Source organism: Klebsiella electrica (assembly GCF_006711645.1).
Classification (GTDB): Bacteria; Pseudomonadota; Gammaproteobacteria; order Enterobacterales; family Enterobacteriaceae; genus Klebsiella; species Klebsiella electrica.
Genome location: NZ_CP041247.1, coordinates 4,532,917 through 4,544,752, shown reverse-complemented (window position 1 = coordinate 4,544,752; position 11,836 = coordinate 4,532,917). Strand labels below are relative to the sequence as shown.

12 protein-coding genes and 1 pseudogene are annotated in these 11,836 nt (G+C 53.5%); 5 read left to right on the top strand and 8 right to left on the bottom strand.

Annotated elements, in window-relative coordinates; translation table 11 throughout:
* Window positions 1-172: 172 nt before the first annotated feature.
* The 5 genes from Electrica_RS21700 to Electrica_RS21680 all read right to left on the bottom strand — a co-directional run bounded on the left by Electrica_RS21700 (window position 173) and on the right by Electrica_RS21680 (window position 3,442).
* Window positions 173-664 carry a DUF2501 domain-containing protein gene (locus Electrica_RS21700; protein WP_131049511.1) on the bottom strand — a complete coding sequence of 164 codons (492 nt, stop codon included), beginning with the start codon at window positions 662-664 and terminating at the stop codon, window positions 173-175.
* Window positions 665-729: 65 nt separating this feature from the next.
* Window positions 730-1,467 carry a DNA replication protein DnaC gene (gene dnaC / locus Electrica_RS21695; RefSeq protein WP_142255929.1) on the bottom strand — a complete coding sequence of 246 codons (738 nt, stop codon included), beginning with the start codon at window positions 1,465-1,467 and terminating at the stop codon, window positions 730-732.
* 2 nt (window positions 1,468-1,469) lie between these two features.
* A complete protein-coding gene (gene dnaT / locus Electrica_RS21690) occupies window positions 1,470-2,009 on the bottom strand; it encodes a primosomal protein DnaT (protein ID WP_141965358.1) in 540 nt (179 codons plus the stop codon).
* 192 nt (window positions 2,010-2,201) lie between these two features.
* Window positions 2,202-2,675 (bottom strand): threonine/serine exporter, encoded by a 474-nt coding sequence (locus Electrica_RS21685; RefSeq protein WP_100684637.1) that lies wholly within the window; start codon window positions 2,673-2,675, stop codon window positions 2,202-2,204.
* Window positions 2,666-3,442, bottom strand: a complete 777-nt coding sequence (locus Electrica_RS21680; protein ID WP_141965357.1) for a threonine/serine exporter family protein — start codon at window positions 3,440-3,442, stop codon at window positions 2,666-2,668. The genes Electrica_RS21685 and Electrica_RS21680 overlap by 10 nt, the downstream gene beginning before the upstream one ends.
* 286 nt (window positions 3,443-3,728) lie before the next feature.
* Between Electrica_RS21680 and pobA the strand changes: the two genes are divergently transcribed.
* From pobA to bglJ, 4 genes are all read left to right on the top strand, one after another.
* Complete coding sequence (gene pobA / locus Electrica_RS21675; protein ID WP_131049513.1) at window positions 3,729-4,913, top strand: 4-hydroxybenzoate 3-monooxygenase; 1,185 nt, start codon at window positions 3,729-3,731, stop codon at window positions 4,911-4,913.
* 22 nt (window positions 4,914-4,935) lie between these two features.
* Complete coding sequence (locus Electrica_RS21670; protein WP_100684634.1) at window positions 4,936-5,805, top strand: helix-turn-helix domain-containing protein; 870 nt, start codon at window positions 4,936-4,938, stop codon at window positions 5,803-5,805.
* Window positions 5,806-6,065: 260 nt separating this feature from the next.
* A complete protein-coding gene (locus Electrica_RS21665) occupies window positions 6,066-6,809 on the top strand; it encodes a helix-turn-helix transcriptional regulator (RefSeq protein WP_141965356.1) in 744 nt (247 codons plus the stop codon).
* Window positions 6,758-7,435: a DNA-binding transcriptional activator BglJ gene (gene bglJ, locus Electrica_RS21660; RefSeq protein WP_165457178.1), complete on the top strand. Its 678-nt coding sequence runs from the start codon at window positions 6,758-6,760 to the stop codon at window positions 7,433-7,435. Before Electrica_RS21665 ends, bglJ begins: the two co-directional genes overlap by 52 nt.
* Window positions 7,436-7,442: 7 nt before the next feature.
* On the opposite strand, the gene Electrica_RS21655 is transcribed toward bglJ, so the two are convergent.
* Window positions 7,443-7,910: a YbaK/EbsC family protein gene (locus Electrica_RS21655; protein WP_100684632.1), complete on the bottom strand. Its 468-nt coding sequence runs from the start codon at window positions 7,908-7,910 to the stop codon at window positions 7,443-7,445.
* Window positions 7,911-8,249: 339 nt separating this feature from the next.
* Between Electrica_RS21655 and Electrica_RS21650 the strand changes: the two genes are divergently transcribed.
* Window positions 8,250-9,593, top strand: coding sequence for a PTS sugar transporter subunit IIC (locus tag Electrica_RS21650; protein WP_131049516.1), 1,344 nt, complete (start codon window positions 8,250-8,252; stop codon window positions 9,591-9,593).
* Between the two features lie 43 nt (window positions 9,594-9,636).
* Here the strand turns inward: Electrica_RS21650 and fhuF are convergent, their stop codons facing one another.
* Together fhuF and Electrica_RS21640 are read right to left on the bottom strand one after the other, a co-directional pair.
* Window positions 9,637-10,425, bottom strand: coding sequence for a siderophore-iron reductase FhuF (gene fhuF / locus Electrica_RS21645; RefSeq protein WP_131049517.1), 789 nt, complete (start codon window positions 10,423-10,425; stop codon window positions 9,637-9,639).
* A gap of 112 nt (window positions 10,426-10,537) precedes the next feature.
* Window positions 10,538-11,585, bottom strand: a pseudogene (locus tag Electrica_RS21640) (GGDEF domain-containing protein).
* Between the last annotated feature and the right edge of the window lie 251 nt (window positions 11,586-11,836).

Below are 11,836 nucleotides of genomic sequence, written 5' to 3'. Positions count from 1 at the left end.
CAATTGTAGAGTCATTAAACTGTGCAGTAGTTCAGAATTGGTTTAGAAATCGTCATTTTTGAGTAGTATCACATCGCTGAACAACGCGGATCGTGCGGTGAAAAATGACGAAAATCATGGCTGGAACCGCGTTGAACGCGCTAAGGCGTTAAACGCGGCATCAGTGAGAGAATCAGGAGAGGAAGTTAAGGCCCTGTTTTAAGACCAGATCGCAGGCTTTGGTTTTCACTTTCTCCGCCAGCGGGCTGCTGCCGAGGGTGTTGAGGTTCAGCTGCTGACCGCTATTATTGCTCAGAAGGCCCTGCAACCCTTCCAGATAGCTGGTGTCCTCTTTTTGTTTTTCCGGGGTGCTGAGGCCGAGTTTATCCAGAACCTGATTTTTGACGTTTTCCGTGTTGGTGACCGAGGCCAGCTTTTGTTTGGCGCAGTAGGACATAATCCCGGCGGCATTGTTCATGCTGCTGGCGCTCAGGGACTGAGTGCCGCCGTTCAGCAGGCCGGTCAGTGAAGACATCGACAGGGCGCCGCTTTCATGAGAGCCGCTCTGGCTAAGCTGGCTGGCGGCGCTGGACAGGGAGTCCTGCCAGGAGGCAGCGTGGGCGCCGGCGGCAAAAAAAATGCCGGCAATCAAGGTGGTACGGAATAAGCGTTTTGCAGATTTCATCGGTGTACTCATCATGGTTACTTACGCATTTCTGCAGTATAACCCCGGCTGGGTTCGGAAATATCTCAATACTCTTTGCCGGTGACCCGATGACGATAGCTATCCCAGTTGAAGATAACCCACAGGCTGTTGCCAAGACGCATACGATCCATGACGCGCTCGCCGAGCAGCTTGTTCATCTCGTCCATGTTGCTGTTAGTCAGCATCCCGGTCGGGCGCTTTGAGGAGGAGCGGCGATCGACTATCTGGTTGATGATCACTTTCTCGTAGCGTGACTCCGTCTGCATCCCGATCTCATCGATCACCAGCAGATCGACCTTGCTCAGATCGTTAATGAGCTGTTCTTCGCTGGTTTCCCGATTGCCAAAGGTCTCTTTCATCGCCGACATAATATCGGCGACGGTGATGATCAATACCGATTTCCCGCGGAGCAGCAGCTCGTTGCAAATGGCGGCAGCCAGGTGGTTTTTGCCGGTGCCGGGTTTGCCGGAAAAGATAAAACTGGCGATGTTGCCATCAAACTCTTCAACGTACTGGCGCGCCCTGGACAGCGCGTTCATCTGGCCTTCACACTCGACCCGGTAATTTTCAAATGAACAGTTCTGATGCAGCGGACGGATGCCGGAGCGGTTAAACGTTCGCTGCATTTTCATGGCGCGGTTTTCGCGCTCCAGCGCTTCAGAACGCAATTTGCCCTGCTCTTTTTGCCAGGCCAGCAGCTCTTCGCCGGTTTTAAACGCCGGTTCGACATGGGCTGGCATCATTTTTTGCAGACGCTTCATCAGGTCGCCAACGTTTTTCATGCTCATCCTCTGAAACCTCGTGGAATATGGCTATCCGGTTCGCTGACCGTATTCACATCGCGCCGCGGCTGGCCGCCGTTGCTGGCCCGGCCGATCTGTACGCTGCGCGCCAGCTTTTGCTGCCATTGCACATGATGAAAGACTTTGCCTTCCGCCTGCCAGTAGGCGACAAATGCCGCCAGCTCTTCCGGCGTCACCGGCTGGCTGAGGGCGATGCCCCACAGCGCGGCCATGCGCTGGAAATCAGCGTCCGGCTGCCAGTCGGCATACATGGCGAATTTCCCCACGGGGATAGCGGTTGGCGCTGCGCTGGGTTCGTCGAAAAACTGCGTATCGAGCGTAACATCGCTGCCGGGGCGAGCCAGTTTTGCTTCCAGTTCAAGCAACTGCGCCAGACGTTCCGGCGTGAGCGCGTAGAACGCTGGGGCGTTGTTGGCAAAAACGGCAACCGCGCCGCCGGCCGATTTGGCGAGAACGGCCGCGTGGTCCTGAATAAAATCATCCAGGCCGCTAAAATCGGTGGTTAATATTCGCGAAGACATAACACTATCTCAATTCTGAACAACTATAGAGAGGGGTCACCGCCCCCGGATACCTGTCGTCTTTCAGGCGCTTTTGTGCTGACTGAGGGCGTTCATCCGACCCGCTGGCATCAGCGCAGCGTCTCGGGCTGTCGCAGTCAAGCAAACTGAAATCCATTGGCTATAGTAGCACAGCGTCCGGCCAAATCCCTGCTATACCCGCGGGCGCTTACGGTACAGCCAGAGACCCGGAATGGAAAGACCGATAGAGAGGGCGCCAACGATGGAGGAGGCCTTGAGAAAATTACTCAGCAGCATGATCATCATCTCTTCCGAGTAGCCGAAATGGCTGATTTTTACCGCCGAGATCATCGCCGTATAGGCGGAAATACCGGGGAACATCGGGATCACGGCCGCGACGGTGAAAATTTTGGGATGCGCCAGATACCAGCGGGACCATTGAATACCAATACAGCCAACCAGCAGAGCGGCGAGGAACGTCGCCCATTCAATATTGAACCCTGCGCTCATCATCACCATACGCGAACCGTGGCCGATTGCGCCCAGCAGCGCACACCAGCGCAGCGCGCGCTGCGGTACGTTAAACACCATGGCGAACCCGGCGGCCGGAATGGCCGACAGCGCCATATCCTGAAGCAGAGCGAACAGATACGAGATTATGCCCATCCGCGTAGCCCCCACATGGTCATTGCCATCACCACGCCAATGCAGGTGGCCAGCGTCAGCAGGCTGGCCAGCGCCCAGCGCGCCAGGCCGGTATTGATATGCCCCTTGAACATATCCGCAACGGCGTTAATCAGAGGGAAGCCGGGAACCAGCAGCAGCACGCTGGCGGCCATCGCCACCGTTGAGGTGTGGGTAAAGGCGGGAAGGCGCAGCATCAGCCCGGAGATGGTGGTGGCGACAAAGGCGGTGAGACAGAAGTTAATCTGCGGATGCATCGAGCGATGGGTCAGGAGCTGGCGAATATACATGGCGATAGTGCTGGCGCAGAAGGTGACCAGCGCCCCGTCCCAGCCGCCCTGGTTGAGCTTGCAGAAACAGGCGCAGGAGAGTCCCACCATCAGAACGACCAGCCAGCGCGGATAGCGCAGCGGCTTAATCTGCGTAAAGCGCTTCTCCACATCTTTATAATCCAGCAGCTTATGCTCGGCCATAATCACAATATGCTGCACTTCCGTCACCACGTGCATGTTGATGCCGCGATCGACGTTTTTACGCGTAGAAGTCAGGCATTCGCCGTCTTTAATCGTCGTGAGCACGATCGCATTCGAGGAGATAGCGCTTTCAACGCTGTCCATGCCGAGCGCCCGCCCCAGACGCGTCGAGAGCTCCTCAACCAGCGCGCTCTCTGCGCCATGCTGTAACAAGAAAAGTCCACACTGAATACATAGTCGCGTAATTGTGCGCTGCACTGCCCGATCTGTTTGCATAAGTACCCGCTGTTCGTTACATCCGATGCCGTCGTGTCTGTTGCTACTTTAACCTGAACTCGCGCTTTCTCTGAGGGGGAGCGGATCAAACAATATGCAAAAAGTCGCCGCGGGCGGCCGGAACAGAATTTGAACTCCGCCACACTTTCTAAAAACTGTTGGAAAGTGCATTTTTTATACGGATTTTTGCCTTCTTTTTCCCGTCCGGGTTATCAAAAATGCAGGAGAGTACTTTTATTAAACAAAAAATAAACAAATAATTAACCATCGAGCGTGAGGCAATCCTATGAAAACACAGGTCGCGATTATCGGAGCTGGCCCTTCCGGGCTGCTGCTGGGGCAACTGTTGCATCGTGCCGGGATCAACACCGTTATTCTCGAACGGCAAACGCCGGAATATGTGCTGGGGCGCATTCGGGCGGGGATTCTGGAAAGCGGTACCGTCGAACTACTGCGGGAAGCGGGAGCTGCGCAGCGCATGGATGTGGAGGGGCTGGTGCATCATGGGGTTGAGTTTTTATTTGAGGGGCAGCGGGTACCGGTTGCGCTGACGGAGTTGACCGGCGGAAAAAGCGTGATGGTATACGGTCAGACCGAGGTCACCCGGGATTTAATGGCGGCCCGTGCTGAATGCGGAGCGCCGGCTATTTATGGCGTCAGCGACGTGATGATTCATGATGCGAAGAGCGACCGGCCGTCAGTCTCCTTTGTCAGCGGTGGGGAAACCTGCCGTCTGGAATGTGATTTTATCGCCGGTTGCGATGGTTTTCATGGTGTCTCGCGACAAAGCATCCCGCGCGACATTCTTAAAGAGTATGAAAGCGTCTGGCCGTTTGGCTGGCTGGGGCTGTTGTCGGACACGCCGCCGGTCAACCCGGAGCTGATTTATGCTCACCATGAGCGGGGATTTGTTTTATGTAGTCAGCGCTCACTAACAAGAAGTCGCTACTATTTGCAGGTCCCGCTGAGCGAAAAGGTTGAGGCATGGTCGGACGAACGCTTCTGGGATGAGCTGAAGCGCCGCCTGCCGGATGAGCTCTCTGGCAAGTTAGTGACTGGTCACTCACTTGAGAAAAGCATTGCGCCGCTGCGCAGTTACGTGGTGGAACCGATGCAGTACGGGCGGCTGTTTCTGGTGGGCGATGCGGCGCATATCGTGCCGCCGACCGGAGCCAAAGGGCTGAACCTGGCCGCTTCCGATGTGAACTATTTGTGGCGCATTCTGCGGGAATATTATCACCGCGGCCGCACCGATCTGCTGGCGAGCTACTCTCGTTTTGCCCTGGATCGGGTGTGGAAAGGGGAGCGGTTTAGTTGGTTCATGACCCGCCTGTTGCATGATTTTCCGCAGCAGAGCGAGTTCGATAAAAAAATGCAGGCGGCGGACCGCCGCTATTACCTCGGATCGCGCGCCGGGCTGACCACCATAGCGGAAAACTATGTGGGCTTGCCCATGGAGCGCGTGGCGTAGGGGATCAACAGCCGGAGTTGTTATGCAGGCCACCAATACCGTTCCCGTTTTTAAATTGTATGGCGAAGAGCGCGACTGGCCGACGCCCGATCTTCTGCACTGCGAGTCGATTTTGCAGCGCAGCAGCCTGTATGAGTGGCATATTCGTATGCATCAGCATGCAGAGCTGGTGCAGCTGCTCTATTTACATAAAGGCAGGGCGGAGATCGAAATTGAAGGGACAACCACCGTGATGACGGAATCCTGTATTCAGGTGGTGCCGGCGTTGTGCATTCATGGGTTTCGTTTTTCACCCGGCACCCAGGGTTATGTTTTGTCGCTGGCGCTGCCGCTGCTCAGCCATTTTGAACGCCAGTTTGGCCGCCAGCTTGATGTCCTCGGCCAGCCGCGGTGCGTGCCCGTTAAGCGCTCCCGCGGGCATATCCGCGCGCTGTTTACGGCATTACGGGAAGAGTATTGCGAAGAGCTGGACGCCCGGGAGATGATGCTGCACTCGCTCTTAGGCGCGCTGTTGGTTTGGCTAAACCGCCAGTGCCTCCCGGCGCCGATCGCCGAAGGAAAAGCGGAACGAAAGCGCAGCGTCATGCGACATTTTTCTCGTCTTATTGAAAGCCATTACCGCGAACATTTGCCGCTGGCGGAATACGCCCGCCAGGTTGGGCTGTCGCCGACGCACCTCAATTATTTGTGCCGTGAATTTCATGGCTGCAGTGCCTTAGGGGTTTTGCACCAAAGATTGATGCTGGAGGCGCGGCGTAATTTGCAATATACCGCCATGACTGTGACTCAACTTTCTGATTATTTAGGGTTTTCAGATGCGACTTATTTTTCGCGGTTTTTTCGCCGCTATAGCGGCGTGTCGCCAAAAACATTCAGGAATGAAATTAAATAAAACCGGTGTGATACATTTGCATAATTGTTTCTAAAGTCTGCTTTCATTTTTTCTAATTTATTGTTGGTCTTTATGTATGCTACTGTCGTTTATTGCTAAGGCCAGCAATGCTATTCCCCACACTAAGATTTGGTACAGAGCGTAGGGCCGAAACGTTCGCCAGGGGTGACACAGATTCACCTGGCAAAATAATATTATGGTTGCCAGGGGGCCATCTGTTTTATGCCAGACGTGAATCTTCTACAGAAAACGGAGGATTTATGTTACCAGGACATGATCAGCACGGCATCATCGTCAGCAAAATTCCGGTTATGCAGGCCGGCTTAAAAACAATCACCAGTGAATGTCTCCCCAACTATACATTCAGTTGCTGCCGTTCATCGGAGGCGCTCACGCGAACCGAACTGAGTCGAGCCCGGCTGGTCATTGTCGATCTGTCCGGTGATATCAGCCAGCCTCAGGCAGTTTGTGAATATTATTGTTTTTTAATGGCTCAGTATAAAGACATTCATTGGGTTTATATTGTCGGGCGTGTCAGCGATCGTGAGGCCCAGATCTTTTTAGCCCGCGATGACAGCACATTAGTTTCCGACGGGGCGCCGGTGGCGCGTTTAAGTGAAGCGATATGCGCGAGGCGCCCGGATGATTTGTCTGCCGCGCATGCGAAAGTGACTTCTCTCAATATGAACGCCGATCGTGTGTCGATAAGCCCGGAGATGATAAGCATTCTGACTTTATCTGAGCGCAAAGTTTTACGGCTTCTGGCGAAGGGTTGGGAAATTAATCAAATCGCCTCTTTATTGAAAAAAAGCAATAAGACAATTAGTGCGCAAAAGAATAGCGCCATGCGCCGTTTATCTTTGAATGGCAATGCGCAGATGTATGCGTGGATTAATAGCGAACAAGGGATGAAAGAGTTGAATATATACTCAGAACACGGAGAGCTGCAGGAATGGATAAGCGCAACGAAGCGCAACGTATTGCTGTCGTCGAACAGTGCGTAATGACGGAGACGGCGCTTCGTTTTATCTTAAACGATCGTGATAACGAAAATACGTGTGTTCATTTTTTTAAAGATGTGCAGTCGCTGGCGCAAGCATTGAATATCAGACATGTTACTGCGATTATTTTTTCACTTTCCGGTCACCGCCAACCACGACTGGAAAGTTTACTTTTCTTTCAGGAGATTGCTTATACCCATCCGGATGTTTTGCGAATTATTATGGCGAACAGTCGAGGGGAGCGCGACTTAATTACTCAGCTGGTACCATTTCATTTGCACGGCGTTTTAAATAAAGCCAGCGGTCGTGAAACGTTGCAGGAACAGTTATTTCGACTACTTGCCCAACAAATGCCGCCGATTGACGAACCCTGCCGTCGGAAGGTGCTCCACGGGCATCGCCTCAGTTCAATAGAGCAGGCGATTCTTCGCTATATAGCCTGCGGCTATTCATTGTCAGAGATAGCGGTTCAACTGGACCGGGATATCAAAACCATTCGTGCGCACAAGTACAATGCGATGCTCAGGCTGGGTATCAGCTCGGCTCTCGGGCTGCTGAGCGCAGCCGATATTCTTATCCATCTCCCGCCACCGTGCGGCAAAGACGCTGCGGGGGCAGGGATAGCGTAGCGGTGCTTCAGGAATGAGACTGGCAAACATCAATCCAGGTGGCTTCGGTCAACTGGGCCATTCTGTCGGGTGAAATGCGTACTGCGCTATGGACAGCGCCTGCCGCCGGTAAGACTTCCGGGTACTGTTTTAACGAAATATCACAGTAGATAGCCAGCGGGTTTTCCAGCCCGAACGGGCACACGCCGCCCACCGGATGCCCGGTCAACATCACGACCTCGTCGCTGCTGAGCATGCGCGCTTTCGCGCCAAATGCATCCTTTAGTTTTTTATTATCCAGCCGGGCGTTGCCGCTGGCGACGACAAGGACGACCCGTTCTTTTACTTTTAACGAAAGGGTTTTGGCGATTTGACCGGGTTCGACATGATGCGCGGCAGCTGCGAGGGCAACGGTGGCCGTACTTTGATTTAACTCGATGATGTCGATATCGGGGGCATGTTCGGCAAAAAACTGCCGCACGGACTGCAGGCTCATTGGGATCTCCTGATGAATGACCGATTTAATCTGTCACAAGCCTGGCGGAGTGTAAATATTGCCGATGGTGAATCAGGAATTATTCCAATTTCTGGATCTTCTTCACAATCACCGTAACCGGTTACTGTAACCGGTTGCCGTTCTGCTCGCTCAGATGAATACTGGATGAGTAACTTCCCTGTATCACATATAACAAAGAGCCGCGTATGAATCGTGCTGACTTGAACGGTATAGAGAGTGGAATAGCCAGCGTGGTTGTCCGTTCACAGAACATCTTTCATCACAACGGCAGAATAATCGTTGTTGGGCCAGTATCTAAAGCCTGTCAGGAGGGCTGCTATGTCTGCTAACCATGCCGCGTTTAATCTGATATTTCGCTTTGTAGAAAATTATATAAGCCCTGTCGCCGGGCGAATCTCGTCGCAGCGCCACGTGATGGCTATCCGTGACGGTTTCATTTCGGCGATGCCGTTTATGATTGTCGGGTCATTCCTGCTGGTCTTTGCCTACCCGCCGTTTTCGCCAGATACCACCTGGGGGTTTGCGCGCGCCTGGTTGAATTTGGCGAAAGAGTTTGAAGGGCGCATTCTGACGCCGTTCGATATGACGATGGGCATTATGTCTATCTACATTTGTGCCGCGATCTCTTATAACCTCGGCAAGCATTATGAGAAGAGCAACCAGCTCGATCCCTTCATGTGCAGCATGTTGTCCATTATGGCTTTTCTGCTGGTGGCGGCGCCAAAAACGAACGGCACCCTGCCGGTCGATAGCCTTGGCGGCACGGGGATTTTTACGGCGATTCTGGTGGCAGTGTACTGCGTTGAAATGATGCGTTTCCTGAAGGCGCACAATATCGGTATTCGCCTGCCGGATCAGGTGCCGCCGATGATCAAAAACTCCTTTGATCTGCTCATTCCGGTGCTGGTGGTGGTGGTGACGCTGTATCCGCTCAGCCTGTTTATTCAGCACCATTTTGACATGCTTATTCCGCAGGCCATCATGGCCATCTTTAAACCCCTGGTATCGGCGGCGGACTCGCTGCCGGCGATTTTACTGGCGGTGCTGATCGGCCATCTGCTGTGGTTCGCCGGGATCCACGGCGCGGCGATTGTGTCTGGCATGCTGCAAATGTTCTGGCTGACCAACCTGGGGATGAACCAGCAGGCGCTGGCTCAGGGCGCGCCGCTGCCGCATATCTTTATGGAGGCGTTCTGGACCTTCTTTATTGTTATAGGGGGATCTGGCGCCACAATGGGCCTGGTCTTCTGCTACCTGCGTAGCCGGTCGGCGCATCTGCGTTCAATCGGTCGACTGAGCGTGGTGCCAAGCCTGTTTAACATTAACGAGCCGGTTATTTTCGGCACGCCTATCGTCATGAACCCGGTGTTCTTTATTCCGTTCCTGCTGGCGCCGATGGTTAACGCAGTACTGGCCTGGGCGGCGATGAAGATGGATCTGATTGGGCGAGTGATTTCAGTGGTACCGTGGACGGCTCCGGCGCCGATTGGCGGCGCATGGGCGTTGGGCTGGGATTTCCGGGCAGCCATCCTGGTGGTTATTCTGGCCTGTGTCTCTGCGATTATCTACTTCCCGTTCTTTAAGGTGTACGAGAAACAGCTGCTGGCCCAGGAGGCTGAAGAGGCGGAGCGCATGGCGGAAGAGAACCGACAGACGGCATAAGATAACCGGCGGGCGGCCCGAATGCCGCCCGCGGTGAACGGCGCTATTTCAGCGTGCAGTCCCCGCACTGATGAACGTCGGGCAGGCGATGACGTTGACAGCAGGTGCGCCGCACCAGCAATCCTTCACGTAAAATGACCGTTCGCCACAGCGGATTGTCCTGGCCATCAGCAAACTGCTTTTCAAAGAAGCAGTGTTGGCGCAGGGCGGCAACCTGTTCGTCACCCAGCAGCGCTTTCATTTCCCCCAGATACCAGTTGATCAGATTGCCGGTATTGCTCCAGATAAGCTTGCTATTGATATCGCCGGTGGTTTCCAGCGCCTGCACTACCGGCTGCAGCGCGTTGGTCACCAGCGTTTCCATACGGGTTTGCGGCGAATGGGTTCTGGCGCAATCGTCCGCGCTGACCTCGATCCAGAAGCAGGCCGCGCGACCCGTTTCGTGAAATTCAACGCGAAAACGCTCCGGCGCGACGCTGATGGCGGTCTCTTCGCTGAGCAGTGCCAGCATCAGCGGGGGTACCAGCAGGCCGATATACCATTGTGCCCAGAGTGAAAGCAGCGGCTTTTGTTCACGCGGCATCGTTGGCTGGTGGCGATAGATATGATCGGACCAGGTTGCCAGCAGGGATCTGAGTACCGTGGGCGCTGACCATTCAGCGAGCGTCAAGGCACAGGGCGGAGCCTCTTCATCCAGGCGAAGAAAATCCAGCAGATGGGGGCGAAGGGCGGTGATTTTTTCCCGAATCGCCTTCGCCAACGCATCTTCGGCTGGCGGCAACGGAGCCTGCCAGATGATGTCATTGCTGAATGAAGGAGAACGGTAAGCCATCAAATCGCCAGATATGAATCTAAATGATAATGATTAGTGATACTAGTTATTTGCCCGGGCGATGGCAAGAAATTTGTCTGCGCCGTGGGCTCAGCAGCACACGGCGGCGAGATTAACTGGCGAGGATAATGTTGCGTCCCTGGCCTTTTGCTTCGTAGAGCGCCGTATCGGCTCTTTTCAGGGCGCCATCGATATCGGTCTCCAGCAGGGGGGGTCATGCCAATACTGATGGTGACATTGGTGGCGACGCTTTCATTAAACATATGGGGAATTTTCAAATCGTAGACCTGCTGGCGGATACGCTCTGCGGCCAGCAAAGCCGCTTCCGGCGTACAGTTTGTTAACAGCACCATAAACTCTTCACCACCAAAGCGCGCGACGATATCGCGCGATCGCACGGCATTGCGAATGGCTGCGGAGACCTGAATCAATGCCTGATCGCCCATCATATGGCCGTAGTGATCGTTGTAGGCTTTAAAGTGGTCAATATCCAGCAGCAGCACATGATGCCCGCTGTCACTCACCGACAGAAGGGTATCCAGGCGGTTCTGCAGGCCGCGCCGGTTATATAAGCCGGTGAGCGGGTCCAGCATACTCAGATCGTTCAGGGTGTTACGTTCGCGCAGGAGTTTATCCATCAGCCCCTGGGTGAAAGCATCGTTGCGTTTTTGCATGATGCCCTGCAACGTAATGCCGGCAATGGGGAGCGTGAGGCAATACAGCATCCGTAACCACTGTTCGCTTTCGGCAAGGAACAGACAGGCGATAAACGTGGGGACAGAATGCAGGGTAAAGGCAATGATATTATTGGGGAATGCGATAGCGCCAATAAACAATATGCTTAATAACGCAATGACCAGAAAGTTAAAATGGGGCTCTGGCAGCGACAAGGCTTTTTCTGTTATATGTGACGCCCACAGTACGCCAAATATCAGAGAAATAAACAAAATATTTATTTTGTGCTGTGAAAACTTCCAGTGCCATAGCGCCAGGGTAGCGCTGAGAATAACGATCAGCATGCAGGGAAGGGTGTAGCTGACGGGGGTATAGAGCGGACTGACTAGTGATAAAACCGCTGAAATAAAATTCAGCAGCAAAAAGAGCCGTAATGAATATTGATATTTTTTGTCATAATGCTTTTGCCAGGATTGCGCAGTCATATTGGGCTTGTCGTTATTAGTCATTAAATTTCAAAATGATGGCTGCCAAAAATGAACGATAAAAAGCACTGCACGCAGTGCGCTTTTTGCGAAATAGTCAAATATTTTAATGCATTAGTATGCCTCGCTTAATTTATCACCTTCACCAATCTATGTCATCAGGTCGAACGTAAAGAACGGAATATCCTGACGGGCAAAAGCATGACAAATGATAAAAGCTATCATATGATATTGGTTATCATTATCGATTG